Genomic DNA, 25482 nt, shown 5'->3' with positions numbered 1-25482 from the left:
TGGTCATCCACTACGTGGCTTGCAGTTCATCAATTCGATCTGGTCTGGGCGATGGGTCAGTAGCCCATGTATTCTTGGCCAAGCGTGTCGCGATATTGCTCAACCCATTTCACATTGATCGCCTGGATCGTGCCATCTGCGGTGAGTTCGGCAAAACATCGGTTAAAATCAGCTGTATGCGCAGGGTTGCGAAACGCCATTGCATAATTGCTGGGCGCGAATGTTGCGTTAAACACGGTTGCCTGAGATGGGTTAAAGCCGTGATCATCCGCGCTTTCAGCAAGGTGGCGGTTATATTCAGCAAAGATCATTCCATCACCAATCACCGCATCAATTCGACCAGAGAAGAGCAGACGACTATGCACAATTTGGTCAGTGATTTCACGATAATCGCCAAATTCAGCAATGTGATCCGCCAGACCAGGTAAAATGGATTCTGCACCACGGAATGTGACGACATTCATACCATGCAGCCCATTCAAATCCTCAATCGGGGCTGCGCGATCTGCCAAAAATGACACACCGTTTTGATAGGCAATGTAGGAATCGGATTCTGTGCCTGCTGTGGGCATCCCTACGGGCACGGTGGTGACGGCGTCGCCTTGGCCTGCATCAAACGATGACCAATGGCGGGTAAAAGGCTGAATGGTGAATGTCACATCATGCCCGCAATGTTCCAGTGTGGTGCGGATAATTTCGGCTTCTCGTCCTGACCCATCAGGCATGATCATCGGTGGTAGATCCGGCCCGATAATTTCGATTGAATCTGCGTAGGCCATTGGGGCCACAAATGTAAAAAGAGCAGCAACGGCTGTGATATGTTTCAACATTGAGTTTCCTTTGGATTCCGGTTTCGGTCACTCTAGGCAGCTTTTTCCTAAGGAATGCTGAACTCAAATGCAGGGCTTTAACCTACATTTTGCGCTTATCTTTTTTGCGTTAAATTTGATCTCTACATTCAAGCAACTACAACGATGTGCAAGGAAACAGAAATTGGAAATACATAGAAATCTTCATCAAAACAAAGCTGAAACGGATCTTTGATTTTGAGTTTCCACCGATGGCGTGTCGCTATGTGCGCTCAATTTCCTTGCGTTCTCTTAGATCAAAAGAGTGGCGACAATAGTTGAAATCATACCGATTTCTGGATTTCTGCTGAGGGGATGATGGCAAGTTTCCCCAAAGGTTACGCCCCGCAAAACAAACTGCGGGGCGACGATATTGGTGTCAAAAGGGGGCTTTAGAAAAAGCCCAACTTGTTGGGGTTATAGCTGACCAACAGGTTTTTGGTCTGCTGGTAGTGATCCAACATCATTTTGTGGTTTTCGCGGCCAATCCCGGATTGTTTGTAGCCACCAAAGGCAGCATGGGCAGGGTAAGCGTGATAATTGTTCACCCAAACACGACCCGCTTCGATTGCGCGACCAAACCGGTAGCAGGTGTTCATGTCGCGCGACCAAACGCCAGCGCCCAGCCCGTACATTGTGTCATTTGCAATCGCCAAGGCTTCGGCTTCGTCTTTGAACGTGGTCACGGACACAACCGGGCCAAAGATTTCCTCTTGGAACACGCGCATTTTATTGTGCCCCTTCAGGATGGTTGGCTGGATGTAATTCCCCCCGGCCAATTCACCGTTAAACCGCGCCTCGTCACCGCCAACCAACACTTCGGCGCCTTCTTCGCGGCCGATGGTCAGGTAGGACAGGATTTTTTCCTGCTGTTCGGTGCTGGCCTGCGCGCCCACCATGGTGTTGATATCGCGAGGATCCCCTTGTTTGATGGCTTTGACCCGTTCAATACAGCGGGCGATGAATTCATCATAGATGTCCTCTTGGATCAGGGCGCGCGACGGGCATGTGCAGACTTCGCCTTGGTTAAAGGCAAACAAAACAAAGCCTTCGACTGCTTTGTCTAGAAATTCGTCGTCTTGGCGCATCACGTCAGAGAAGAAGATGTTGGGGGATTTCCCGCCCAGTTCCAACGTCACAGGGATCAGGTTTGCGGTGGCGGCCTCCATGATTTTGCGGCCCGTTGCGGTCGATCCGGTAAAGGCGATTTTGGCAATCCGGTTTGAGCTGGCCAAAGGCGCTCCGACCTCAACACCCAAGCCGTTGATGATGTTCAGCGCACCGGCAGGCAGCAGATCATTGATCAATTCAGCGAAAACCATGATGGCCGCAGGGGTCTGTTCGGCGGGTTTCATCACGATGCAATTGCCCGCTGCCAGTGCAGGCGCCAGTTTCCATGCGGCCATCAGGATTGAAAAATTCCAAGGAATGATCTGACCAACAACGCCCAGAGGTTCGTGATAGTGATACGCAATTGTATCATTGTCGATCTCGCTCATGTTGCCTTCTTGGCCGCGCAGAACCCCGGCGAAATAACGGAAATGATCGGCAGAGAGCGGGATATCGGCCGCCATCGTTTCACGGATCGGTTTGCCGTTGTCCCATGTTTCACACTGGGCCAGCAGTTCCAGATTTTCGTCGATGCGATCTGCGATTTTTAGCAGGATGTTGGACCGTTCAGCGGCTGACGTGGTGCCCCAGGCGGATTTTGCCGCGTGGGCGGCATCCAGCGCCAGTTCCACATCCGCGGCGTCGGACCGCGCGATTTCATTGATTTTTTCACCTGTGATCGGTGTGACATTGTCAAAGTATTTGCCATTCACAGGCGGGACAAAGACGCCGCCAATATAGTTGTCGTACTTTGTTTTAAAGGGCGACACATATGTGCCTGCCTCTGTGTGCGTCATATCGTTCATGTTGTTCCTCCAGATATCCGGGTCCTCCACCCGGATTGATCTGGACGATGACGATCTGGTCGGCGCAGGTCACCCGCCGCACATCGGTTGCGCGCTGCATGTGTCTCAGGTCTGAGACAGTTCTGGTCAGGATTGATCCAATTCTAGTCGTTTGATCCGCCGATACAGCGTGGCGCGGCCAATGCCCAGCTGTCTTGCGGCTTGGGATACATTGCCATTGGCGCGGGCCAAGGCGCGGATCACGGCGGCGCGTTCTGCCTTTTGGAACCCGGTAGGGCCATTTTCGCGCCCCAAGATGTCAGCGGCCGGACGGGGGGGTAGCGTGCCTGATTTGTCCATGCCAAACACACGCCGCGCTTCGCGGGTGGCTCCAATAACCAAGTCATCGTCATTAATGGCCAGCAATGTGGCCGCATCGGTGTCATCGCTATCGGCCACGATGATCCGCGCAGTGGTAAAGGCCGCCCGAAAGTTCGCCTCTTCGATGGCGCGGGCGGTCTGGGCCACTTGGGCGCCGATCAGGCGATTGAACGCTTCGGTTTGATCCGCGCGCGCTGACGACACATCCAGCGCGGCGACGATTTGGCCATCGCTGCCATAAATCGGCGCATCCATGCAGGACATGGCGGTGTTGCGGGCATAGAAATGTTCGTCTTGGTGGATGATCACCCGGCGCTGTTCGGTCAGGCAGGTGCCGATCCCGTTGGTGCCTTCGCGTTCTTCGCTCCAATCAGCGCCAGCGCATAGGCCCCATTCGTCAAAAACCGGCGCGTCGGCGTCGGACAGGCGCTGATCCAGCACCACGCCGTCCACATCCGTTAGGAACACCGCACAGCCCGACAGACCCACCAAAGTGAACAGGTTATCCAGCCGGGGCGACGCCACTGTCATGAATTTTTCCAACGCAGCGCGGCGGTGATGCAGGGCGGATTGTGCGATGCGATCAGGGCCACGCCGTTCGTCCGGATCAAGCCCGTGTTTGACCACGGAACGATGCCAGCTGGCCGCCAATCTGGACCGCGCCGCAGCCGAAGAAGACGACGCCGTTTCCAAGACGCGATCGGCGTGCGAAAGTCTGCGTTGCATGGGCACCTCGTCGAAAATGACTTTGTACTTATTACAAATCTGAGCGTCATTTCGCAAGAAATTGCCGATACCGGTCAAGGTGTCACAGGGGGCAGGACACACCAAAGAAGTGTGAACCTGCTATTAAATCAGCAGGTTAGTTGTGCAAAGCCTGTTCCGATATTTGGGACCTGAGACTAGCTTTTGCGGCGCATCACTTGGGATATGCGAAACCCGCCGGGGGCATAAGACCGGGACCGGGTGCGCAAAACTGGCGTGTTGGAAGAGGTGCCGCTCATGGATTCGCGGATCACGATATAGATGCCGCTGCCGATAATGATCCCCGCGCCCAGCAACGTGGATTTGCCGGGACTCTCGTTGAAAATGACCGCGCCGTAAAACGTCGCCCAGATGATCTGGGAATACTGCATTGGCGCGACGATTGCGGCCTCGCCGATGGCATAGGCACCAACCAGACAGAGCGCTGCGCCAAACCCCATAATCGCAACCAGCCCCATGGCCGCCAAATCTGTCAGCGGCATGGGTTCATAGACAAACCCCATGCCCGCGCCCATGATCACAAACGTGACCGCCAACGGATAGAGCATCATCACAACGCGGCGCTCTTCGCGGCCGATTTTGCGGGCGATCACCGATTGCAACGCAGAACTGAACGCCGCCCCAAACGCGGCCAAATGGCCCAGTTCCAGCGTGGCTTGGCCCGGTTGCACAACGATGACCACACCGACCAATCCCATGATCACGGCGGCGGCGCGATGAAACCCGACCTTTTCGCCCAAAACGGGGATGGCCAGTAGGGTGACCAGCAATGGAATGGTAAAGAAAATCGCATAGGCTTGGGCGATGGGTAACACCGAAAACGCATAAAATGCACACAGCCCGCCGGTCGCCATCGACAGAGACCGCGCCGCCAACCACCACGGGTGGATTGGGCGCAAATTGCCCGCAGTGGGATCGCGCACCAACATCAAAGTAACCAATGGGAACGACATCAAAGACGTGAAAAACAACGTCTGAACAGGGGAATAATGCCCCCCCAGATAGCGAATGATCACGTCATGGGTCGAAAAAATGCCAAAGGCCAACAGCGACAGCATGACCGCCTTGAGGGTGCTTGATTGGGACATGATCATTTCCAGTGTGCAACGTGTTTGCACCTACCGTTTGCGCAAACATAACTTGCTTTAGCACAGTGAGAAATGATCTCAAGGGGTGTGGTGGGCCTGACTGTCGTCCGGGGCCTGATCGCGATCCGTCAGGGTGTAGTCGCGTAAAACTTGGGCAACACGCAGACGATACCCGGCAAAAACACCATTGCGACCCGCCGCTTGGGCCTGTCTGTGGCTGTTTAGGTTGCGCCATTCAGCCACGGCATTTTCATCCCTGAAAAACGAAAGCGACAGAATTTTGCCGGGATGTGTCAGGCTTTCGAACCGTTCAACCGAGATGAACCCATCGATGGTTTCCAGATCACCGCGCAGCGTGGCGGCGATGTCCAGATAAGGGGCCATCTGGCCCTCGGCGGGGTCTACTTCGAATATGACTGCGATCATCGATCCCTCCCATGTGGGGCAGAGGCAAGTTTCAGGAATGTGCGATCTTCGCGGCGGATAAACCCGTTGTCCATGGCAAATTCATAGTTTTTCTGCCCCAGCGGATCGGCAGCCAATCGGGCGCGATAGGTTTCATAATCCGCAAGGGATGGCAGGGAATACACCCCATAAGCCAATGTGGTGGACCCTTCGTGAGGGGCAAAATATCCAATCAAATCAGCGCCACAACGTGGAATGCATTGCCCCCAATTGCGGGCATAGGTTTCAAAGTTGGATTTTTGAGCTGGGTCGATGTGATAACGAATAATACAGGTGATCATGTGGGGCTCCTTTGGGTGTCTTGTGCCATAGGGATTGTGCGTGATGTTTTGGTCGCGACCAAAGTGTCAGGGCTTGACCTTTGTGGGGGTGGTCCGTGATCATCTGGACATGAAAGAAGGACCAGATATCACCCGGATCGGAGCCATGATTGGCGATCCGACACGTGCCAATATGTTGATGGCGTTGATGTCTGGGCGTGCGCTGACAGCAGGTGAGTTGGCCGAGGCATCCGGGGTGACGGCCCCCACGGCATCAGGGCATTTGAAACAGATGGTTGATGCCGGGCTTTTGTGGCCACGCGCCCAAGGGCGGCATCGCTATTATGTGCTTGCGGATGATGATGTGGGCCATGCGCTTGAGGCGTTGATGGGGTTGGCCGCGGCCAAGGGCCATTTGCGCACGCGCACAGGTCCCAAAGACCCGCAATTGCGGGCGGCACGTATGTGTTATGACCATTTGGCGGGGGCCGCCGGGGTGCAGATGTTTGACGCATTGGCGGCAAAAAACGTGCTGGGTGGGGCGCGTGACGATATTGCGGTGACGGCGATCGGGGACCAATGGATCACGGATTTTGGCATGGATGCCAATCGGTTACGACAGGCGAAACGCCCCTTATGTCGAACGTGTCTGGATTGGAGCGAACGTCGATCCCATTTAGCAGGTGCCTTTGGGGCCGCGTTGGTGGATCGGATGTTTGATCTGGGTTGGATCACACGAGAGGAAAATTCCCGTGTGATCCGATTTTCAAAGACCGGGCAGGCGGCGTTTAACGCGGCCTTTCCAGCTTAGACAGATGCGTCCAGCGCGGCGATGATCGCAGCGCCCATTTCTGTGGTGGACACAGGTGTGACGCCTTCGCCAGCCAGCAAATCGCCGGTGCGTACGCCGTCGGCCAGCACCTTTTCAACCGCGGCTTCTAGGCGGTCTGCTTCGACGCCTTGGTCAAAGGAATAGCGCAGCGCCATCGCAAAGCTGAGGATACAGGCGATTGGGTTGGCTTTGCCCTGACCGGTGATGTCTGGCGCAGAGCCATGTACGGGTTCGTACATCGCCTTGGGGCGGCCATTTTCCATCGGCGCACCCAGCGACGCAGAGGGCAACATGCCCAACGATCCGGTCAGCATTGCGGCGCAATCGGACAGGATGTCGCCAAACAGGTTGTCGGTCAGGATGACGTCAAATTGCTTGGGCGCGCGCACCAGTTGCATGGCGCCATTGTCGGCATACATGTGGGACAGTTCGACTTCGGGATAGTCTTTGTGCACTTCGGTCACAACGTCACGCCACAGGATACCGGATTCCATCACGTTGGCTTTTTCCATGGAACACACGCGATTGTTGCGGCGTTTGGCCAGTTCAAACGCAGAAATCGCCACGCGGCGGATTTCGCTTTCGGTGTAGCGCTGGGTGTTGATGCCCACACGTTCGCCATTCTGTTCGCTGATGCCGCGCGGTTCACCGAAATAAACGCCCGACGTCAATTCGCGCACGATCATGATGTCCAGACCAGCAACGATGTCCTTTTTCAGGGATGAAAAATCAGCCAGCGCATCAAAACACTGCGCAGGACGCAGGTTGGAAAACAAATCCATTTCTTTGCGCAGACGCAGCAGGCCGCGTTCTGGTTTGACGCTGAAATCCAGATCGTCATAGGCCGGGCCACCCACGGCACCCAACAAAACGGCGTCCACCTCTTGGGCTTTGGCCATCGTGTCGTCATGCAGCGGCACGCCATGCGCGTCATGGGCCGCGCCGCCCACCAGGTCCTCAGACACGTCAAATGTCAGGTCACGTTTATCGCCAAACCAAGTGATGATCTTTTTGACTTCGGACATCACTTCGGGGCCAATGCCGTCGCCGGGCAGGATCAGAATGGATGGGTTCGACATGGGGGATTCCTCATTTTCAAATGTTGCGTTCCGGGTATCGAAAACGCAGCAAAGGTTCAACCCATGAGGGGTTTAAGCGACTCTGCCAAAACGTCCCAGACCCGGCGGATGCGGGGCGTGTGGCGCATGGCTTCGTGGGCGGTGAGCCAAACGGGCAATCCCGGTATTGTCAGGCCAAAGTCCAACTCGGTCATCCCCGGTGTGGCATTGCCCACACAGCGCTGGGCGAATCCAATGCCGCATCCTGCCTTGATCAGTTCCCAATAGGCTGCATTGTCGTCGCAGCGCACCGGAAACATGTCGCGCGTGGCAGGAATGCCGGCCTGCGCCATGCCGTCGATTATTGCGGTGTTGTGGTCGTATCCCACGATGTCGTGACTGGCCAATTCTGACAGGGTCTGAGGGGCGCCGCGCCGTTGTAGATAAGAGTGCGACGCAAAAATCCCCAGCTCAAGTTCACCCAAATATTGCGTGATCAAATCCAGTTGCTGCGGCTTAAACATCCGCACCGCAATATCGGCCTCACGATAGAGCAGGTTGGTGCTTTCATCGCTGGGCACCAGATCGATCTGAATACGCGGCTCTTCTTGGCGCAGGCGCGATATGATGTCGGGCATATGATAAATCGACGTGGCCACAGAGGCGGTGATGCGCACGCTGCCTTCTAGGCGATCGACCTGACCGGCGGCTTTCAGGTCGATCTGATGGGCCGCGTCCCGCATGATTTGGGCGGGCGGCAACATGGATTGGCCCAGTGGCGTCAACTCGAACCCTTTGGAATGGCGATGAAAAAGGTCAGCCCCCAATTGGGCTTCTATGGCTTTGATTTGCCGTCCCAGCGTGGGTTGTGATGCCCCTAGATGCCGGGCCGCGGCAGACAGGCTGCCGTGTTCAGCGACGGCTAAAAAGGCGCGGATCAGCGACCAGTCGAGGCTAGAGAGCGGATTATTCATACAGAATTGAATATCATATATGCGTTTTTCCGCAATCCTCATACCGATCTGAATGGGTTAGGGTCAGGTTAAGTTCGCAATCAGGAGGCGACCATGACCGACAGTGTTTTGATTTTAGGGGCCAATGGCAAAATTGGCAGTCGCGCCGCCGAGGCGTTTTGGAATGCGGGTTGGACCGTGCGCCGGTATGAACGTGGCACTGATATGGTTACCGCCGCCAAAGGCTGTGATGTGATCGTCAATGGGCTGAACCCGCCCGCCTATCACAATTGGGCCACGCTGATCCCGCAGATCACCCAGCAGGTGATTGCCGCCGCCAAAGCCAATGGCGCAACCGTAATTGTGCCCGGCAATGTTTATAATCTGGACGGGCAGGGCGGGGAATGGAGCGAACACACGCCCCACGCGCCGGTGACACGCAAAGGCAAAATCCGCGAGGATATGGAACGCGCCTATCAAGCGTCTGGCGTGCAGACCATTGTATTGCGGGCCGGTGATTTTATCGATCCGGATGGCAATGGCGATATGATGCAGATGGTGCATCTTCGCAATATCAACAAAGGACGGGTTGTCAGCCCGGGCGACCCGGATGCGCTGCACTGCTATTGTTATGTGCCTGATTGGGCGCAAGCGGCGCAAATGCTGGCTGCGAAACGTCATCTGCTTGCGCAATTTGAGGATGTTCCATTTGCGGGCATCACCATGACGACCCGTGAGTTGGCCCATAAACTGGGCGACATTTCCGAGCGTGACCTAACATTGAGCGGCTTTCCGTGGGCGATCATGCGATTGCTGTCACCGTTCTGGGAATTGGCACGCGAATTGATGGAAATGCGCTATTTGTGGAACATTCCCCACCGGTTAAACGGGGGAAAACTGACCGAATTGTTGCCAGATTTCCGGCCAACCCATTTGGACGATGTCCTAAGTCACGCCCTAGCGGCGCAGGTCCACCCAGACCAGACGATGCGACCCAGCAGCAAGCCCGTCATCGCCCAATAGGCCCGGATCATCAGGCCAGAACACACCGCTATCCTCAACCACCCAATCGGCTGAGGGCAGCACATAAGACACCCGCAAATTGCCGGGGCCATCTTCTGGCCAGTCAACCGTATCAAGGCTGGGATCCCCGGAATGATCGGGGCTTTGGGACGATTGTCCGCCCTCACTACGGGGTTCTGGATCCTGCAAACGCGGATCGTTTAACAAGGACTGGATGGTTTCCGTCCGGCCTTCGGCGTCATGTGGGTCCAGATTGGCATTGCCAAGCAGCACAAAATGCGATTGCGGAACGGGCCCCAATTCACCGTCTAAAAAGTGTTGCCAAAACCGGATTTCATCGCGATTGCGCAATCCGTTTCGATCCTCGGGTCCATCAAAAACAGGCGGAGTGGCTGAAAAAGCCAATAACGTTATGGGGCCATCTTTGGTGTCGATCGGCACAACCCAATGGGCGGTGCTGGACAATCGTTGCAGGGACAGGGCCATGGCCGACGGAAAGGGGCTATCGTGCATAACGGGCATTTCGGCCCAGTCATAGCTCTGCCACAGACGATCGGTGTAATCCTGCACCTGATCCGTGAGGATTGGCGCGCGCGACAGGATCGCCAGCCCGCCATCGCCTGCAAAACGGCCATATCCTTGGGCATCGCGCGCTTCGCCCAGTCGGCCATTGCCATCCATATCCACGCCGGTTGGCGTCCCAGAATTGGGCCGGGTGGCAAAGAGATAGGGATAAGACGCACCAAGCCCGGCCAGATGATCGGCAAAGGTGCGCAAAGTTACGCCGTCATAATCATAGTCAAAATTGGTGAGCAGCAGAATGTCAGGCGACGTTTGGGCAATGATTGCGGCAATGGCATCGATCTGCGCGTCGCCCTTGGTAAGATCCCGCAGCAACAAACCCGGACCGTCGCGACTAAGCGGGGCGGCAAAGGTGGCAACGCGCAGGGTGTCTGCGTGGGCGATGGCTGTGGATAGAACCACGGCCCACAGGCCTGCGATACAGTGTTGAATAAACGGCCGAATTACGCGTGCACCGCGCCGTGCACATCTTCGCCATGGGCCGCTGCATAGGCGCGGCGGCGTTGATTGACGATCATCTGTGCCACGCGGTTCATTGCAATGCCGCGCATCAAAAGGCTGGCTGGCAAAAACGCCCATGCGGTCATCATCCAAATCAAGGTATGTTGATTTTCAAGACTCACAGGATTGATATAGTCAGACGCCAATTTCACAAAGGCCGGAATGATGAAAGGCAGCAAAAAGCCCAAAATCAGGTTGCCTGTTGCATCCCGGTTCAGGCGGTCCACGACGTCACCACCAGAGGTAGGATCAAAAGTCGGAAGGTTGGTCCAGACGTTAAATCCGCCGGTTTGGCTGGGCCAGCCTTTGAACCGCAGGATCAGTACAAACAGGCCCAGCGACAGGATCGAAACGAAATAAGACAGACCAGCAGCGATGCGCACATCAGCGATCAACGCCGCGTTTGTGTCGGTTGGCATCATCAGCACAACCAAACGAACAGGCGAATACGGGAAGTCCAGAAGTTCAGACACACGTCCGCCGATCAGTTCAAACAGCAAAGTGATCGTGGTCGGGTTGGCCTTGCCAGATGCAATTGCCGAGAGGACAAAAACGGATGCAAACAACGCCAGAAACCGGACACGGTTAAACGGCGGTGCGTCCCGGAATTCGACCAGGCTTGGATAATTGGAATTATATTCTACAAACGTGAACCCCGCCGCAAGTAGCCCCAAAAGGACCACGATCTGCGAAGTGTCCGCGTGAATTGCAGGTAACATGATCGACGGTGTTGCAATCAGCAACACAACCATCAGCGCCCGCAGGATAGCTCCTGTCAGCTTAGATATCACAGCCCTATTTCCCTCGCCCCGGTCGACCACGATACGATGCCGCGCTCTTTTCCCAGTTTGATCCTCGCCTTCATCTGCGAGGTGCCTCAGTTTTGCCATAATCTTGCCCAGTTTTACTTCGCCCTACAAGTCACTGATTGAGTTGGCAAAAAAATAGGGGCGGTTTTGCGAAGGAACTGGTGCGCGATTGCAACCATTTTGTGGCGGAACCGGGACAGGGTAAATATTGCCCCCCAGATCGGTTAGGTGAACGCTGAGTTAGCCACAAAATGTAGTGTGATTGGCAACCCGTCGGGGGTTAATTTTTGTTAACCGCTAAGGGGATGATTTTGCAGGAAAGAAAAAAGGCCGGACAAATGCCCGGCCTTTATCAGAATATCTGTGCTTTAAACCCAAGGGCGGTCTTGGCTGGCCTTGGCTTCGAATGCTTCGATGCTGGACACTTTGGCCATGGTTTGGCCGATATCGTCCAGACCTTCGAGCAAGCAATGCTTTTTGTGAGCGTCGACTTCGAACGAAATGACTTCGCCATCCGAAGAGGTGATGGTTTGCTCAACCAGATCGACTTCGATCCGGGCATTGGCGCCTTTTTCCGCGTCTTTCATCAACAGATCGACCTGTTCCTGTGGCAGAACCACAGGCAAGATGCCGTTTTTAAAGCAATTGTTGAAGAAAATGTCGGCAAACGAGGTTGAGATCACGCATTTAATGCCGAAATCCGCGATGGCCCAAGGGGCGTGTTCCCGCGACGAGCCACAGCCGAAATTATCGCCGGCGACCAGAATGGATGCTTCGCGATATTGCGGTTTGTTCAGCACAAAATCAGGGATTTCGCTGCCGTCGCGGTTATAGCGCATTTCGTCAAACAGGTTCTTGCCAAACCCGGTGCGGGCGATGGATTTCAAGAACACTTTGGGGATGATCATATCGGTGTCGATATTCACCAGCGGCATAGGTGCCGCAATTCCGGACAGTTTTTCAAACTTTTCCATTACATCAGCTCCCGGATGTCAGTCAGTTTCCCGGTCAATGCAGCCGCGGCTGCCATGGCGGGGGACACAAGGTGCGTGCGGCCTTTGTAGCCTTGGCGACCTTCGAAGTTGCGGTTGGATGTGGCCGCGCAGCGTTCGCCTTCGCTCAGCTGATCGGGGTTCATCGCCAGACACATGGAACAGCCCGCCAAACGCCATTCAAAGCCGGCCTCTTGGAAAATATCCGCCAGACCCTCTTCTTCGGCTTGGGCGCGCACCAGACCAGAGCCGGGCACGATCATGGCACGCATGCCGTCTTTGATCTTTTTGCCTTTGACCACATCAGCCACGGCACGCAGATCTTCGATACGGCCATTGGTGCAGGACCCGATAAACACGGTGTCGATTTCGATGTCGGTCAGTTTCTGGCCCGGAGTCAGCCCCATATATTCAATGGAACGTGCCGCCGCGTCGACTTTGCCACCTTCGAAGTCGGACGGGTGTGGGACGGTTGCGGTGATCGGCAGAACATCCTCAGGCGAGGTGCCCCAAGTCACAACCGGCTGAATGTCTTCGCCTTTCAGGGTCACAACTTTGTCGAAATGCGCGCCTTCGTCGGTGTAAAGCGTTTTCCACCAGTTTAGCGCGGCTTCCCATTGTGCGCCTTTGGGGGCGTGTGGGCGGCCTTTGACATAGTCAAATGTGGTTTGATCCGGCGCGATCATGCCAGCGCGTGCGCCGCCTTCGATGGCCATGTTACAGACCGTCATGCGGCCTTCCATGGACAGATCGCGAATGGCTTCACCGCAATATTCGATCACATAGCCTGTGCCGCCACCGGTGCCGGTTTCGCCGATCACAGCCAGCGTGATGTCCTTGGCGGTGACGCCCGGGTTCAGCTTGCCGGTGATTTCGACCTTCATGTTTTTGCCCTTGCGCTGGATCAGCGTCTGGGTGGCCAACACATGTTCGACCTCGGATGTGCCGATGCCGTGTGCCAAAGCACCAAAGGCCCCGTGGGTCGCGGTGTGGCTGTCGCCGCACACAACGGTCATACCGGGCAATGTCCAGCCCTGTTCGGGGCCAACGATATGCACGATGCCCTGCCGCACGTCGGACACGGGATAGTAATGGATGCCAAATTCCTTGGCGTTTTTGTCCAAGGCTTCGACCTGAATGCGGGATTCTTCGTTGTCGATGCCTTTGGCGCGGTCCAGCGTGGTCGGCACATTGTGATCCGGCACAGCAATGGTCTTGTCGGGCGCATGCACGCCGCGACCTGCCATACGCAACCCTTCAAAGGCTTGCGGGCTGGTCACTTCGTGGACCAGATGGCGGTCGATATAGAGCAAACAGGTGCCGTCTTCTGCCTCGTGGGCAACATGGGCATCCCAGATTTTATCATAAAGTGTCTTCGGGGCGGTCATGGTGTTCCTCTCCCGTGGATTTGTCTGAATTTAGGTTAGGCGACAGGGATGGTTCGCCCTAAAGGCGGGACACAATGGTCAGCGTCGCCCTAAAAAACCGCCAAGGCAGCCGGGCACGATCATCCATATCAATAATCCGAGTCATGCGTTCCAGATACACCCGCGCGGCGCGCGCTTCAAGTCACGGTCTATATAGGTTTGTCTGCAATCGTGCATTTGCTTGCCTTGGGCGAATATGCGCGACACATTGGGGGCAAGGGCAGGGCAAATGGAAAACGAAGAAACACCAAACCTAGAAGACCAAGCCGCAACGTTGCTGGAAACCGTGCGTGGGTTGTTGGACCAAGGGGTCAGCGTTTTTGAGAGCCTGTTGCGTCCGATCACGGCCTATCAATTGCTGGGTGCACTGGCGCTGTTTTTGATCGCGCATTTTGCGGCGCGGTTGTTGCAGCCCAAACTGACCGATTGGATGCGTGCCCGCGAAGGCTGGCCCAAATGGCGGCTGCGCGCTTTGATCGTTATCCGCAAACGCATGCGGATGATTGTGTTTGTGATCCTGATATGGATCACCGTTGCAATTTTACGAGAAATAACATGGCCTTCCCGGTCGTACTTGTTGGCGATCATTGCAAATCTGGCGCTGGCTTGGCTGATTGTCGCCTTTGCGACGCGGCTGATTGGTAACACTGCATTGCGTGCGATTGTGCGCTATGGCGCCTGGGCTTGGGTAACGCTGCGCATTCTGGGTCTGACCGCTGAAACCGAAGTGTTACTGGACGGTCTGGCGCTAGAGCTGGGCGATATGCGGATTTCGATCTGGATGGTGCTGCAGGCGGTGTTCATCCTTGGATTGTTCTTCTTTATTGCGCGTTTTCTGGCGCAAACGGCCACGTCTCAGATCCGATCCAACGCCGAAATCAGCCCGTCTATGCAGGTGTTGGCAGTTAAATTTCTGCAACTGATACTCTATGGCGTGGCGTTTTTTGTTGGGCTCCGCGCCGTGGGGTTGGATTTGACCGGGCTGGCGGTGTTTTCTGGCGCGATTGGCGTCGGGCTTGGCTTTGGTTTGCAAAAAGTGGTGTCCAATCTGGTATCGGGCGTCATCATTTTGCTGGATAAATCGATCAAGCCGGGGGATGTGATTTCGCTGGGCGAAACCTTTGGTTGGATCAACACGCTGGGCGCGCGGTATACATCCGTGGTGACACGCAATGGCAAAGAATACCTGATCCCGAACGAAGACTTGATCACGGGGCAGGTGGTCAACTGGTCCCATTCCAATGATTATGTGCGGCTCGATATTCATTTTGGCACCGCCTATGACAACAGCCCCCATGATGTGCGTCGCATTGCGATCGAAGCCGCCAAAAGCGTCGATCGGGTTCTGGAATTTCGCCCACCTGTTTGTCACATCGTTGGGTTTGGTGACAGTTCCGTCGACTACATTCTGCGGTTCTGGATCGAAGACCCAACCGGTGGCCTGACCAATATTCGCGGCAATGTCTATCTGGCACTCTGGGATGCGTTCACAGAAAACGACATCGCCATTCCGTTCCCACAAAGAGAGGTGCGTGTCCTCAAAGAGTGAGGTTTTGTTAACGCTTTGGCCTGCACCCTAAGCGGGAGATTCCATCGGATTTGATCAGCGAGGTAGGGCAGAATGTTCTCATTTGTTGCACGTGCGGTTTTCTATGTATTTATGATGTCGCTGTTGGCATTGCCGGGATTGGCGCTGTCCTAGGCGGGGCAGTTTTAACGTCAGGGTCGCGGGCAGCATGCGCTTTTGGGCTTACTGCTTTGGGTCTGACGTTGGCACGGCCTCTAGTAAATCCCCGGGCTGGCAATTCAGCACCTGACAGATTTTCGCCAATGTTTCGAACCGGATACCGCGCACTTTCCCGGATTTCAGCAGGCTTAGATTTTGTTCGGTGATGCCGATCTCTTGGGCCAGTGTTTTGCCTTTCATTTTATGAAGGGCCAGCATCACATCCAGCCGGACGACAATCTCCATTACACGAAACCTTTGTTTTCTTCTGCGATATGTGCCGCGTCGTGCATGGCCCAGCCGATCAACGTGATCAAGCCTCCGGCCAATAAAAACCCGATTTCTGAATCCCCCAGCGCCACTGACAATTCGCGGCTATTTTCAGGATTGGACATGGTTAACAGCACAGATGTAATCGGCAACGTGAACAGTCGCAAAATCGCGAGGGCCAATAGCCCAGACCCGATCTGTCGAATGTGGCCCGCTGCCCGCAATGTCAGCGCGTTTCCTTTGCGATATTGATCAAACAATTTGCGCATCTGCGACAAGATCCAGATCAGCACGCATATCCCGAGCAAGTTAAACGCGAACACCGCATAAAGCGCGAGCTTTGGGGGCGGGGCAAGGATGTTGATGTCGGGAAAAACCATCGCTGCCGTTTCAGGAGAGAGCGGATTTTGGATCACCATAAACAGGATCAAAACCGGAAGAGCGAACATAAAAATGCTGGTGATGTAGAACAGGACCTGCGCCAGAAACGTTGATTTAGCCGATTGCATGAAATTTCCTTTGCATTGATAAAAATTATTGTAAAACGATAATTAATACATGTCAATTATGGGAATCATTATGCGTTTAATATTTGGATTGTTTGTTTTGCAGGGGTGCAGCAGCGTGGTTATGTCCACGCTTGACCAGTTGGATCAGGTTGATCCGTTAACGGCGGATCCTGCCGGTTTTGAGGTGGCGCTGGACATGCCAGATGGGGTGGATGTCATCCCAAATTCAGCAATGGTGCAGTTTGCAGCGCAACGCGTTGATACGGGGGACAAAATTGGCGGTGACTTTGTTTTGCAGCGGCGCAATGAAGGTGCTGCAATTTTCTATATTGCGCATGAGGATTTGCCGGAAATGCGCAATATTCAACGCGTTGCGCAAATCTGGGAGGCAAACCATGCCGATCAATCAGAAGGATCGCTTTCCGTTGATATGAAACTGTGCCAGCGCCAAGATTTGCTGGATATGGACGATACGGTGTCTGCCTCAATCCGGTTGATTCCCGATGGCGCTTTTTTGCCATTGGTCCGCAATGCGCGCCTGTCTGATTTCCTAGCCGAGGCAGATGTCGAAATGCTGCCGAGGTGCGAATAACCCAATGAAACAAGCCAGATCGTTGGGTTGTGGTGTTGCGGGCACAGTTTGGCGCTATGTCGCGTTAACGTGACATTGAGGTTTTCGTGATCCGGTGTTAGCATCACCATATGCCCAGCGTCGGGGCCTCAGGCGGCGCGTATCAGGAGGACAATGAACTGTCTGCGATGCATATGGCGGGTGAACCTGCCAAGTCAGAGGGGCCTTTGATGGCCGGGTCTGACAGAACAGCAAGTGATGCACTTTTGGCTGCTATCCTTGCGTCACTTAATGAAAACAAGGCCGAAGATGTGGTGCAGATCGATCTGCGCGGGCGCTCTGAAATGGGTGACTGGATGGTGATTGCCTCTGGTCGGTCCACGCGTCAGGTGACCGCATTGGCCGAAAAGTTGACCGATCAGATCAAAACGGATCTGGGCGTCTATTCCAAGCTGGAAGGCAAGGAAACCGGCGATTGGGTGCTGATTGATACGGGCGACGTGATTGTTCACATTTTCCGTCCAGAGGTTCGCGAATTCTACCAGCTGGAAAAAATGTGGATGCCGGCCGCTGACGTCGCCGAGCAGGCGCGACCCAAGATTTCCTAACCCATGCGGGTTCGGATTTGCGCGGTGGGTCGGCTTAGATCCGGCCCCGAGCGTGACTTGATTGATGATTACCTGAAACGGTTTGATCGAACCGGGCGGGCCTTAGGGCTTGGCCCGGCCGAATTGTTTGAGGTTGAGGACAAAAAAGGCGGTGGCATGCGTGCCGAAGCCCCGTTGTTGGAAAAGGCAATTGGGCAAAACGCATTGATCTGCACCTTGGATGAACGCGGTAAATTGATGACATCGCCTGATTTCGCGCAAATGCTGGCCGGGTGGCGGGATCAAGGGCGCGGAAACGTGTCCTTTGTGATTGGCGGTGCGGACGGTATTGACCCAAACCTGCGTGCCAAGGCAGATGCGTCGTTGAGTTTCGGAAAAATGGTCTGGCCGCATATGCTAGCGCGGGTGATGCTCTGTGAACAATTGTATCGCGGCGCGTCTATTCTGGCAGGATCGCCCTATCATCGGGTGTGACAGGCGTCGAAACGGCGGATTTCAAGTATTTTTGCCGACAAAAAATCCAAAGTATTCCCCTCTGTGCGGGGCTGAGGTAGAAGGTCGGTGACCAATTTGGAGAGCTGTCATGACCATTCCTAAACCCGTTGTTCTTTGTATCCTGGATGGGTGGGGGAAACGTAGCGATCCCGTTGGAAATGCACCGGTTTTGGCGTCCACTCCGGCGTTTGATCGGATCATGAAAACCTGCCCAAATGCCGAATTGATCACCCATGGTCCCGATGTCGGTTTGCCGCGTGGGCAAATGGGCAATTCCGAAGTGGGCCATACCAATATTGGGGCCGGGCGCGTGGTTGCGATGGATCTGGGTCAGATTGACCTATCGATCGAGGATGGCAGTTTCGCCAAGACGGACGCGCTGGTTGCCTTTGTCGAGAAACTAAAGGCCAGCGGCGGCACAGCCCATCTGATGGGCGTTGTGTCGGATGGCGGCGTGCATGGGCATATCAATCACATTGTTGCGGCGGCGGATGCGATCACGGCGGCAGGGGTGCCTGTTGTGATCCATGCGATCACCGACGGGCGCGATGTTGCCCCTCGCTCTGCGGATGCGTTTTTGCCCGAATTACAGTCACGTATGCCGAAAAACGCCACAATCGGCAGTGTCATTGGCCGATACTGGGCGCTGGATCGGGACAATCGCTGGGATCGGGTGAAAACGGCCTATGATGTGATGGTGTATGGCACGGGGCCTGTGGCTGTCGCCCCTGAGCAAGTTATATCAAACGCCTATGCCGCAGATGTCAGTGACGAATTTATCCCGGCCACTGTGATTGAGGGATATGCTGGGTTTGCGCCTGCGGATGGGCTGTTTTGTTTGAATTTCCGCGCCGATCGCGCGCGTGAGATTTTGGCGGCGATTGCGGATCCGGATTTTGACGGTTTCGCCCGCGACGCGCAGCCAAAACTGGCCGCCACTTTGGGAATGGTTCAATATTCGGATGCACATAATGCGTGGTTTGATACGGTTTTTCCGAAACGCAATATCGTGAACACGTTGGGCGCTTGGGTGGCGCAAAAGGGGCTGACGCAATTCCGGTTGGCAGAAACGGAAAAATATCCGCATGTTACATTTTTCTTAAATGGTGGCAAAGAGATACCAGAACAGGGCGAAGATCGGTTTATGCCGAAATCCCCCAAAGTGGCGACCTATGATTTGCAGCCAGAAATGTCCGCAGGCGAAGTAACGGACGCGTTTGTGGGGGCCATTGAAAAGGGCTATGATCTGATTGTGACCAATTTCGCGAACCCAGATATGGTTGGACATACCGGGGATATTGACGCCGCGATCAAGGCCTGCGAAGCCGTGGATCAGGGGCTGTCAAAGGTTCTGGATGCCTTGGAAAAAGCTGGCGGTGCGATGATTGTCACGGCGGATCACGGCAATTGCGAATTGATGATTGATCCTGAAACCGGCGGTCCGCATACGGCGCACACGATTAACCCGGTTCCTGTTGCGCTGTTTGGGGGGCCGGATGGCGCGACGCTGCGGGATGGTCGCTTGGCGGATCTGGCACCAACATTGCTGGAACTAATGGGGCTGGATCAACCTGCCGAAATGACCGGGAAAAGCTTGATCAAGTAATGAAACACCTGATTGCGGCCATTTTGATCCTGTGCGCTGGGGGCGGATTTGCCCAATCCAGCGACACGGCCGCGACAGCGCAGGCCGCTGCGGATCGGTTAGAAGCCGCGTCAATTGCACTGGGACAGGCCGACGGTGCACGTGATCAGGTTGCGGCGTTGACCCTGACCGTACAAGCCTACGAAGAAGGGCTTGCGTCGTTTCGAGAAGGATTGCGGCGGGCCGCCATTCGCGAACGCACGCTGAGCGCGGAATTGAACGCCAAAAGCGATGAGGTTGCGCGTCTGTTGGGGGTGCTGCAAACCATGGAACGGGCCCCGGCACCGTTGCTATTGCTGCATCCAACCGGACCGGTGGGGACGGCGCGATCCGGCATGATGCTGTCCGAAGTGACACCCGCCCTGCAATCGCAAGTCGAAGAATTGCGTGCCCAAATGCAAGAAATCCGTGAATTGCGCGCATTGCAGGACGGGGCCGCAGAGACGCTTCAACAGGGGTTGCAAGGCGCACAATCGGCCCGCACCTTGTTGAGCAACGCCATATCTGAACGCACAGAATTACCGCGCCGGTTTACCGAAGATGCGGTGGCCACGGCGCTGTTGATCGCCAGCACTGAAACATTGTCGGCCTTTGCCAGCGGTTTGGCGACGACAATTGATCAGGATCTGAACATCACCGCCCCCAATGCCCGCGAAGCCAAAGGCCAGTTGTCGTTGCCCGCCCCGGGTCAGGTATTGCGCCGGTTCAATGAACCTGACGCGGCTGGCATCGTGCGCCCCGGCATTGTTGTCGCCACGCGCCCACGTGTTTTGGTGACCGCGCCCAGTGCGGCGACCCTGCGGTATCGTGGCCCCTTGCTGGATTATGGCAATGTTGTCATTCTGGAACCTGCCCCTGATCTGCTATTTGTGATTGCCGGTCTTCAAGAAGTGTTTGGAGAAGCGGGACAAGTGCTGGAACAGGGAGCGCCAATAGGCTTGATGGGCGGAGAGACGCCCGCAGCACAAGAGATTTTGACCGAAAGTGTGTCGGGTGCTGGCGCATCTCGCTCGGAAACGCTTTATATTGAAGTCAGAGACGGGGATGCCCCTGTTGACCCGGCCGATTGGTTTGCGCCGGGGTGATCTGCTGGATGGAGAGAACATGAAGAAATTTGCCATGGCCGCCTTGGGTGGATCGCTGCTTGGGCTGGTTGTCACAACTCAAATTGCGGGCCCTCTGATTGCCCAAGAGGCCGACCGGAATGTGAACGTCTATGAACAGCTGGATATGTTCGGCGACATCTTTGAACGCATCCGCAGCCAATATGTCGAAGAAGTGGACGAAGCTGACCTGATCGAGGCCGCGATTGACGGCATGCTCAGCTCGCTTGATCCGCATTCCAGTTATCTGTCGCCTGACGATGCGGCCGATATGCGTGTGCAGACCCGTGGTGAATTTGGCGGACTTGGGATCGAAGTCACCCAAGAAGAGGGCTTTGTCAAAGTTGTCTCCCCCATGAGCGGCACCCCAGCGGATGCGGCTGGCGTGATGTCCGGCGACTTTATCACGGCGGTGGATGGCGAAACATTGCTAGGCCTGACGCTGGATGATGCGGTTGAAATGATGCGCGGGCCGGTTGGGTCTGAAATCATCATCACCATCGTGCGCGAAGGCGAAACCGAACCGTTCGAAGTGTCCATCATCCGCGACACAATCAAATTGACCGCAGTGCGCGCGCGCACCGAAGGCGAAGTGGTCGTGCTGCGGATCAACACGTTTAACGATCAAACCTATCCCAATCTGGCCGAAGGATTGGCAGAACAGGTCGAAGCAGCCGGTGGGATCGACAATGTCACCGGGTTTGTGGTCGATCTGCGCAACAATCCGGGCGGTTTGCTGAACCAGGCCATTCTGGTGTCGGATGCCTTTTTGAACGCTGGTGAAATCGTGTCGACCCGGGGGCGTTCTGTCACAGATGGCGAACGTTACAACGCCCGAGAAGGCGATCTGGCTGAGGGTAAGCCATTGGTTGTGTTGATCAATGGCGGCTCCGCTTCGGCATCCGAAATCGTCGCCGGTGCCTTGCAGGATCATCGTCGTGCGATTGTGGTTGGCACAGAAAGCTTTGGCAAAGGGTCGGTTCAGACAGTGATGCCGCTGCGTGGAAATGGCGCGATGCGTTTGACCACTGCGCGGTATTACACACCTTCTGGGCGGTCGATCCAATCGCTGGGTATTTCGCCCGATATCTTTGTCGAACAGCCACGCCCGCGGGATGAGGATGCCGAAGCCGAGGAAGAAGGCTTTGTTTTCCGGTCCGAGGCGGATTTGCGCGGGTCCCTGAACAATGACAGCCTGACCGAAGACGAAATTCGCCAGATCGAGGTCGATCGCGCCCGCGCAGAAGAGGCAGCCGCCCTGCGTGAGCAAGATTATCAACTGGCTTATGCCATTGATATCCTGACCGGTTTGTCCGCTCTGGGCTCTCAGTAATCCAATATGGGGGCGTGGATTGCGCCCCCATATCCACACTATTTTAAATCCGGACATCCCCATGACCCCCGAACAGATTGCCGCCCTTCCTTATCGTCCTTGTGTTGGGGTGATGTTGATCAACGCCCAGGGGCATGTGTTTGTCGGGCAGCGCAATGATCGCGATCAGGACGCGTGGCAAATGCCCCAAGGCGGGATCGATCCCGGCGAAGACGCCCAAACTGCCGCATTGCGTGAATTGTGGGAAGAAACCGGTGTCGTGGCTGATCTGGTCACGGTTGAGGCTGAAACCAGCGATTGGTTTGCCTATGATCTGCCCCATGAGATTGTCCCGAAAATCTGGAAAGGCCAGTTTCGCGGGCAAAAACAGAAATGGGTGCTGATGCGGTTTCACGGGGCGGATGCGCAGGTGAACATTCAGACTGAACATCCCGAATTTACCAATTGGCGCTGGCTGCCTGCATCAGATTTGATCGACAACATCGTGCCGTTTAAACGCGAAGTGTATCAGCAGGTGCTTGCGGCCTTTGGCGATCGGATTGATATCGCATAACAGGTGCACATCTGGTAGTTTGGCGTTGTCAGTTAGATGAGGTCGCCAATGTTTCTGCGTGTTTTGCTTGCGTTTATTTTGTCGCTAAATGTGGTGCTTGCAGGGCCCGCGGTGGCACTTTCTTGTATCGTCTCTGATCCTGTGCAAACATTTCAGATTGCTGCGAATTCCAGCCAGAATTACAGTGTCCTGTTGGGGCAGTTTGATTTTAATAAACAGCTTTTGCCGGATCGGGAACATGGGCCAGAACAAGCTGCTGTCCGCATTCCGGCTCAGTTTCAGGGCTTGATCCTGTCACGTAATGGGTTCGTGACCCCTGTGACTCAGCAGGTTATTTTGCAACCGAGTTGCTTATCGATCTGGTGTGGCGCGATTATACCAGACCGCCGAGTTTTGGCCTTTGTTCACCAAGAACCTGATGGGTCATGGCAACTCAACTTAAATGAATGTGGCGGGACCTTTTACTATGATCCGTCGCGTGAAACGCTCGAAAAAATCGTGACATGTATGCAGGGTGGGCCCTGTTCTCCGGATCAATAAAAATCTTACTTTCACAAACACGTGAAAGCCGCTACCAAATCCCCATGGGAAAAAAACGTATTGATAGTCAGGCTGTTGGCCTGGATGTGGGGTTGGTTTTTGCCAAATGGCTGACCGGGGCGGAAAATCTGCATTACGGGCTGTGGGACGGGTTAGAGGTGAACGCCGCCAATGCGGGCGCGGCTCAGGTTGCCTATACCGATAAGCTGTTTGAGCTGTTGCCAGATCGCCCCTGCCGGATTCTGGATATTGGTGGCGGTGCTGGTGAAACGGCACGCAAGCTTTGCGCGTTGGGCCATCAGGTCGAAATTGTCATTCCCTCTGAATTTCTGGCGCAGCGATGTCGCGAAAACGCGCCCGAGGCCATCGTACATCACATGAAATTCGAAGATTTTCAGAGCGAAGCCAAGTTCGACATCTGTATGTTTTCGGAATCCTATCAATATATTCCATTGGATCAGGGATTATCTAAGTGCCTGAAATTGTTGGCCGAAGATGGTGAAATCATCCTTGCTGACTGCTTTCGTCCAGAGGGGTTCGTCGTCGACAAAGACAAACCCAAAGTTGGCGGTGGTCATCGGATCAACCTGTTTCGTGAAACGCTGGCCAATTTGCCAATTGATGTCATCAGCGAAGAGGACATCACCCAGTCCGCCGCGCCTTCTGTTGAGATTGAACAGGGTTTTTTCAATTTGATTGGCCATGGGCTTAGCCGTGTGGACGAAGAATTGCAGGCCAAAAAACCCGGATTGCGTTGGGTGTTTCATCGGGTCATTGCGATGCTGATGAACGAACGCAAACGCCGCCGTCTGGGGCAGCGTTTGATGGAAAGTGAACGCAATCGCGAAATGTTTTCGACCTACAATATCTATCTGATGATGAAATTGCGGCCCAAAGGTTAACGCCTTATCGCAACCGTTCCAGCAACCGAAGCGACGCGTAACCGTCAGGCGTTAGCCCGTTGGCTTGTTGATATCTGCGGATGGCGTTGATCGTGTTTGGGCCAATTTTTCCGTCCACACCCTGGGTGCTAAACCCGGCATTGGTCAGCAATTGCTGCAGCTCAATCCGTTCCGCAGATCGCAGCCCACGATCCCCACGAGGCCAGCCAGATTGAAAGTCATCCGCCCCGCCAATCCGATCGGCCAGATGGCCCACACCGATCACATAGGCATCGGCTGTGTTATACCGCTCAATGACACTGAAATTCTTAAAGATCATCATCGCGACACCATCAGAACCAGCGGGCAACAGGATTGATGCCGTCCCATGATCCGGCACGGGGCGCCCATCCATTCCGGTGATGCCGATCTGTGCCCATTGGCTGGGCATACGACGGTTGCTGCGGTTGGCCAGGGTATAGTCAAACCCGTCGGGCAGTTGCACCTCAACCCCCCAAGGTTGGTTGGGCACCCATCCAAACCGCGACAGATAGGCCGCTGTCGAGGCCAGCGCATCTGCTGGATCGTCATCCCAAATATCACGCCGCCCATCCCCGGTCCAATCCACGGCATATGCCAGATAAGACGTTGGAATAAATTGGGTATGTCCCATTGCGCCTGCCCAAGAGCCGCGCATGTTCGCCGGGGTTGTGTCTCCGTTTTGCAGAATTTTGAGCGCTGCAATCAGCTGACTTTCAAAAAAGGACCCGCGCCGACCATCATAGGCCAGTGTCGCAAGCGCTTCGATAATATGGGTATCGCCACGCACGGCTCCATAGGCGCTTTCCAACCCCCAAACCGCCACAACGATTTCTTTGTCGACGCCGTATCGCGCTTCGATTTGGTCCAGCAAACGGCGGTTTTGGCGCAATGCCTGGCGGCCATTGCGGATGCGGGAATCAGACACGGCCGTATCCAGATATTCCCAAATCGGTTTAACGAATTCGGACTGATTTCGATCGCGTTCAATGACGTCAGAATTGTAATCAATGCCACGAAACGCCTGATCAAATGTGCGCGCGCTGATCCCTTGGCCCAAAGCCCGTCGGCGAAAACTTGAAATCCAGCGATTAAACCGAACGTGGTCTGTATATTGGGCCTGCACGATTTGCGCCTCGTTGTGATTGTTGTTCTGCCCAAGATGCATCGGCAACGTCGCTAAGGGCAAGTCAATGGCCGCAGGCACAGGCGCAGGGGTGGCCTGCACAACACAAGGGGCAACAAAAACACAAAGCGCAAGAACCGATAACCGCATGAAAAGACCTGACACTGTTAAGATACGTAACCGTAGATTAACCTTGTCAGACCA

27 protein-coding genes are annotated in these 25482 nt (G+C 55.0%); 12 read left to right on the top strand and 15 right to left on the bottom strand.

Features of this window, described 5'->3' with window-relative positions; genetic code table 11:
* Window positions 1–56: 56 nt before the first annotated feature.
* The 6 genes from AB1F12_RS13185 to AB1F12_RS13160 form a co-directional block, all read right to left on the bottom strand.
* Window positions 57–830: a substrate-binding periplasmic protein gene (locus AB1F12_RS13185; RefSeq protein WP_368184831.1), complete on the bottom strand. Its 774-nt coding sequence runs from the start codon at window positions 828–830 to the stop codon at window positions 57–59.
* Window positions 831–1240: 410 nt separating this feature from the next.
* Entirely contained in the window at window positions 1241–2764 is a 1524-nt protein-coding gene (gene adh, locus AB1F12_RS13180) for an aldehyde dehydrogenase (RefSeq protein ID WP_368184830.1), read from the bottom strand.
* A gap of 126 nt (window positions 2765–2890) precedes the next feature.
* The gene (locus tag AB1F12_RS13175; RefSeq protein WP_368184829.1) at window positions 2891–3850 is read right to left on the bottom strand and encodes a GAF domain-containing protein; all 960 of its coding nucleotides are present in this window, start codon (window positions 3848–3850) and stop codon (window positions 2891–2893) included.
* 176 nt (window positions 3851–4026) lie between these two features.
* A complete protein-coding gene (locus AB1F12_RS13170; protein WP_368184828.1) occupies window positions 4027–4977 on the bottom strand; it encodes a DMT family transporter in 951 nt (316 codons plus the stop codon).
* A 78-nt stretch (window positions 4978–5055) separates the two neighbouring features.
* Window positions 5056–5403, bottom strand: a complete 348-nt coding sequence (locus AB1F12_RS13165; RefSeq protein WP_368184827.1) for an antibiotic biosynthesis monooxygenase — start codon at window positions 5401–5403, stop codon at window positions 5056–5058.
* On the bottom strand, window positions 5400–5723 hold the full coding sequence (locus AB1F12_RS13160; protein WP_368184826.1) for an NIPSNAP family protein: 324 nt from the start codon (window positions 5721–5723) through the stop codon (window positions 5400–5402). The genes AB1F12_RS13165 and AB1F12_RS13160 overlap by 4 nt, the downstream gene beginning before the upstream one ends.
* A gap of 43 nt (window positions 5724–5766) precedes the next feature.
* On the opposite strand from AB1F12_RS13160, the gene AB1F12_RS13155 reads away from it, so the two are divergent.
* Window positions 5767–6513: an ArsR/SmtB family transcription factor gene (locus tag AB1F12_RS13155; RefSeq protein WP_368184825.1), complete on the top strand. Its 747-nt coding sequence runs from the start codon at window positions 5767–5769 to the stop codon at window positions 6511–6513.
* On the opposite strand, the gene leuB is transcribed toward AB1F12_RS13155, so the two are convergent.
* Window positions 6510–7613 (bottom strand): 3-isopropylmalate dehydrogenase, encoded by a 1104-nt coding sequence (gene leuB, locus AB1F12_RS13150; protein ID WP_368184824.1) that lies wholly within the window; start codon window positions 7611–7613, stop codon window positions 6510–6512. The genes AB1F12_RS13155 and leuB overlap by 4 nt on opposite strands.
* Window positions 7614–7669: 56 nt before the next feature.
* Complete coding sequence (locus tag AB1F12_RS13145) at window positions 7670–8566, bottom strand: LysR family transcriptional regulator (RefSeq protein WP_368184823.1); 897 nt, start codon at window positions 8564–8566, stop codon at window positions 7670–7672.
* A 93-nt stretch (window positions 8567–8659) separates the two neighbouring features.
* Between AB1F12_RS13145 and AB1F12_RS13140 the strand changes: the two genes are divergently transcribed.
* Window positions 8660–9568 (top strand): epimerase, encoded by a 909-nt coding sequence (locus tag AB1F12_RS13140; protein WP_368184822.1) that lies wholly within the window; start codon window positions 8660–8662, stop codon window positions 9566–9568.
* Here the strand turns inward: AB1F12_RS13140 and AB1F12_RS13135 are convergent.
* The 4 genes from AB1F12_RS13135 to leuC all read right to left on the bottom strand — a co-directional run bounded on the left by AB1F12_RS13135 (window position 9503) and on the right by leuC (window position 13840).
* Entirely contained in the window at window positions 9503–10552 is a 1050-nt protein-coding gene (locus tag AB1F12_RS13135; RefSeq protein WP_368184821.1) for an endonuclease/exonuclease/phosphatase family protein, read from the bottom strand. The two genes, AB1F12_RS13140 and AB1F12_RS13135, sit on opposite strands and share 66 nt — an antisense overlap.
* A 41-nt stretch (window positions 10553–10593) precedes the next feature.
* Window positions 10594–11442: a hypothetical protein gene (locus AB1F12_RS13130; protein ID WP_368184820.1), complete on the bottom strand. Its 849-nt coding sequence runs from the start codon at window positions 11440–11442 to the stop codon at window positions 10594–10596.
* A 386-nt stretch (window positions 11443–11828) separates the two neighbouring features.
* Window positions 11829–12434 carry a 3-isopropylmalate dehydratase small subunit gene (gene leuD / locus AB1F12_RS13125; RefSeq protein WP_368184819.1) on the bottom strand — a complete coding sequence of 202 codons (606 nt, stop codon included), beginning with the start codon at window positions 12432–12434 and terminating at the stop codon, window positions 11829–11831.
* A complete protein-coding gene (leuC, locus tag AB1F12_RS13120; RefSeq protein WP_368184818.1) occupies window positions 12434–13840 on the bottom strand; it encodes a 3-isopropylmalate dehydratase large subunit in 1407 nt (468 codons plus the stop codon). Before leuC ends, leuD begins: the two co-directional genes overlap by 1 nt.
* A 268-nt stretch (window positions 13841–14108) precedes the next feature.
* Between leuC and AB1F12_RS13115 the strand changes: the two genes are divergently transcribed.
* Window positions 14109–15428: a mechanosensitive ion channel family protein gene (locus AB1F12_RS13115; RefSeq protein ID WP_368184817.1), complete on the top strand. Its 1320-nt coding sequence runs from the start codon at window positions 14109–14111 to the stop codon at window positions 15426–15428.
* Between the two features lie 201 nt (window positions 15429–15629).
* On the opposite strand, the gene AB1F12_RS13110 is transcribed toward AB1F12_RS13115, so the two are convergent.
* Entirely contained in the window at window positions 15630–15851 is a 222-nt protein-coding gene (locus AB1F12_RS13110; RefSeq protein ID WP_368184816.1) for a helix-turn-helix domain-containing protein, read from the bottom strand.
* A complete protein-coding gene (locus tag AB1F12_RS13105) occupies window positions 15851–16384 on the bottom strand; it encodes a DUF2975 domain-containing protein (protein ID WP_368184815.1) in 534 nt (177 codons plus the stop codon). Before AB1F12_RS13105 ends, AB1F12_RS13110 begins: the two co-directional genes overlap by 1 nt.
* 121 nt (window positions 16385–16505) lie before the next feature.
* On the opposite strand from AB1F12_RS13105, the gene AB1F12_RS13100 reads away from it, so the two are divergent.
* The 9 genes from AB1F12_RS13100 (at window position 16506) to AB1F12_RS13060 (ending at window position 24134) form a co-directional block, all read left to right on the top strand.
* Window positions 16506–16976, top strand: a complete 471-nt coding sequence (locus tag AB1F12_RS13100) for a hypothetical protein (RefSeq protein ID WP_368184814.1) — start codon at window positions 16506–16508, stop codon at window positions 16974–16976.
* A gap of 173 nt (window positions 16977–17149) precedes the next feature.
* Window positions 17150–17563, top strand: coding sequence for a ribosome silencing factor (rsfS, locus tag AB1F12_RS13095; RefSeq protein ID WP_368188370.1), 414 nt, complete (start codon window positions 17150–17152; stop codon window positions 17561–17563).
* A 3-nt stretch (window positions 17564–17566) separates the two neighbouring features.
* A complete protein-coding gene (rlmH, locus tag AB1F12_RS13090; protein WP_368184813.1) occupies window positions 17567–18037 on the top strand; it encodes a 23S rRNA (pseudouridine(1915)-N(3))-methyltransferase RlmH in 471 nt (156 codons plus the stop codon).
* A 109-nt stretch (window positions 18038–18146) separates the two neighbouring features.
* Entirely contained in the window at window positions 18147–19664 is a 1518-nt protein-coding gene (gene gpmI / locus AB1F12_RS13085) for a 2,3-bisphosphoglycerate-independent phosphoglycerate mutase (protein ID WP_368184812.1), read from the top strand.
* Window positions 19664–20788 (top strand): murein hydrolase activator EnvC, encoded by a 1125-nt coding sequence (locus AB1F12_RS13080; RefSeq protein WP_368184811.1) that lies wholly within the window; start codon window positions 19664–19666, stop codon window positions 20786–20788. The genes gpmI and AB1F12_RS13080 overlap by 1 nt, the downstream gene beginning before the upstream one ends.
* A 19-nt stretch (window positions 20789–20807) precedes the next feature.
* On the top strand, window positions 20808–22139 hold the full coding sequence (locus AB1F12_RS13075) for a S41 family peptidase (RefSeq protein WP_368188369.1): 1332 nt from the start codon (window positions 20808–20810) through the stop codon (window positions 22137–22139).
* 61 nt (window positions 22140–22200) lie between these two features.
* A complete protein-coding gene (locus tag AB1F12_RS13070) occupies window positions 22201–22692 on the top strand; it encodes an RNA pyrophosphohydrolase (protein ID WP_368184810.1) in 492 nt (163 codons plus the stop codon).
* Window positions 22693–22740: 48 nt separating this feature from the next.
* A complete protein-coding gene (locus AB1F12_RS13065) occupies window positions 22741–23232 on the top strand; it encodes a hypothetical protein (protein WP_368184809.1) in 492 nt (163 codons plus the stop codon).
* A gap of 44 nt (window positions 23233–23276) precedes the next feature.
* Window positions 23277–24134, top strand: coding sequence for a class I SAM-dependent methyltransferase (locus AB1F12_RS13060; RefSeq protein ID WP_368184808.1), 858 nt, complete (start codon window positions 23277–23279; stop codon window positions 24132–24134).
* Between the two features lie 4 nt (window positions 24135–24138).
* Here the strand turns inward: AB1F12_RS13060 and AB1F12_RS13055 are convergent, their stop codons facing one another.
* Window positions 24139–25428 (bottom strand): lytic murein transglycosylase, encoded by a 1290-nt coding sequence (locus AB1F12_RS13055; RefSeq protein WP_368184807.1) that lies wholly within the window; start codon window positions 25426–25428, stop codon window positions 24139–24141.
* Between the last annotated feature and the right edge of the window lie 54 nt (window positions 25429–25482).

Source organism: Aestuariibius sp. HNIBRBA575, from assembly GCF_040932005.1.
Classification (GTDB): Bacteria; Pseudomonadota; Alphaproteobacteria; order Rhodobacterales; family Rhodobacteraceae; genus CANLNM01.
This window is presented reverse-complemented; position numbering and strand designations above follow the sequence as displayed.

What these genes read in the sequence shown, in the direction of transcription:
- leuD (WP_368184819.1), bottom strand. Translation starts at nt 12,434, where the DNA reads ATGGAAAAGTTTGAAAAACTGTCCGGAATTGCGGCACCTATGCCGCTG.
- leuC (WP_368184818.1), bottom strand. Translation starts at nt 13,840, where the DNA reads ATGACCGCCCCGAAGACACTTTATGATAAAATCTGGGATGCCCATGTT.
- AB1F12_RS13145 (WP_368184823.1), bottom strand. Translation starts at nt 8,566, where the DNA reads ATGAATAATCCGCTCTCTAGCCTCGACTGGTCGCTGATCCGCGCCTTT.
- AB1F12_RS13070 (WP_368184810.1), top strand. Translation starts at nt 22,201, where the DNA reads ATGACCCCCGAACAGATTGCCGCCCTTCCTTATCGTCCTTGTGTTGGG.
- AB1F12_RS13165 (WP_368184827.1), bottom strand. Translation starts at nt 5,403, where the DNA reads ATGATCGCAGTCATATTCGAAGTAGACCCCGCCGAGGGCCAGATGGCC.
- AB1F12_RS13080 (WP_368184811.1), top strand. Translation starts at nt 19,664, where the DNA reads ATGAAACACCTGATTGCGGCCATTTTGATCCTGTGCGCTGGGGGCGGA.
- leuB (WP_368184824.1), bottom strand. Translation starts at nt 7,613, where the DNA reads ATGTCGAACCCATCCATTCTGATCCTGCCCGGCGACGGCATTGGCCCC.
- gpmI (WP_368184812.1), top strand. Translation starts at nt 18,147, where the DNA reads ATGACCATTCCTAAACCCGTTGTTCTTTGTATCCTGGATGGGTGGGGG.
- AB1F12_RS13060 (WP_368184808.1), top strand. Translation starts at nt 23,277, where the DNA reads ATGGGAAAAAAACGTATTGATAGTCAGGCTGTTGGCCTGGATGTGGGG.
- AB1F12_RS13100 (WP_368184814.1), top strand. Translation starts at nt 16,506, where the DNA reads ATGTCCACGCTTGACCAGTTGGATCAGGTTGATCCGTTAACGGCGGAT.
- adh (WP_368184830.1), bottom strand. Translation starts at nt 2,764, where the DNA reads ATGAACGATATGACGCACACAGAGGCAGGCACATATGTGTCGCCCTTT.
- AB1F12_RS13115 (WP_368184817.1), top strand. Translation starts at nt 14,109, where the DNA reads ATGGAAAACGAAGAAACACCAAACCTAGAAGACCAAGCCGCAACGTTG.
- rsfS (WP_368188370.1), top strand. Translation starts at nt 17,150, where the DNA reads ATGGCGGGTGAACCTGCCAAGTCAGAGGGGCCTTTGATGGCCGGGTCT.
- AB1F12_RS13160 (WP_368184826.1), bottom strand. Translation starts at nt 5,723, where the DNA reads ATGATCACCTGTATTATTCGTTATCACATCGACCCAGCTCAAAAATCC.
- AB1F12_RS13155 (WP_368184825.1), top strand. Translation starts at nt 5,767, where the DNA reads ATGTTTTGGTCGCGACCAAAGTGTCAGGGCTTGACCTTTGTGGGGGTG.
- AB1F12_RS13185 (WP_368184831.1), bottom strand. Translation starts at nt 830, where the DNA reads ATGTTGAAACATATCACAGCCGTTGCTGCTCTTTTTACATTTGTGGCC.
- AB1F12_RS13140 (WP_368184822.1), top strand. Translation starts at nt 8,660, where the DNA reads ATGACCGACAGTGTTTTGATTTTAGGGGCCAATGGCAAAATTGGCAGT.
- rlmH (WP_368184813.1), top strand. Translation starts at nt 17,567, where the DNA reads ATGCGGGTTCGGATTTGCGCGGTGGGTCGGCTTAGATCCGGCCCCGAG.
- AB1F12_RS13055 (WP_368184807.1), bottom strand. Translation starts at nt 25,428, where the DNA reads ATGCGGTTATCGGTTCTTGCGCTTTGTGTTTTTGTTGCCCCTTGTGTT.
- AB1F12_RS13065 (WP_368184809.1), top strand. Translation starts at nt 22,741, where the DNA reads ATGTTTCTGCGTGTTTTGCTTGCGTTTATTTTGTCGCTAAATGTGGTG.
- AB1F12_RS13175 (WP_368184829.1), bottom strand. Translation starts at nt 3,850, where the DNA reads ATGCAACGCAGACTTTCGCACGCCGATCGCGTCTTGGAAACGGCGTCG.
- AB1F12_RS13170 (WP_368184828.1), bottom strand. Translation starts at nt 4,977, where the DNA reads ATGTCCCAATCAAGCACCCTCAAGGCGGTCATGCTGTCGCTGTTGGCC.
- AB1F12_RS13105 (WP_368184815.1), bottom strand. Translation starts at nt 16,384, where the DNA reads ATGCAATCGGCTAAATCAACGTTTCTGGCGCAGGTCCTGTTCTACATC.
- AB1F12_RS13110 (WP_368184816.1), bottom strand. Translation starts at nt 15,851, where the DNA reads ATGGAGATTGTCGTCCGGCTGGATGTGATGCTGGCCCTTCATAAAATG.
- AB1F12_RS13075 (WP_368188369.1), top strand. Translation starts at nt 20,808, where the DNA reads ATGAAGAAATTTGCCATGGCCGCCTTGGGTGGATCGCTGCTTGGGCTG.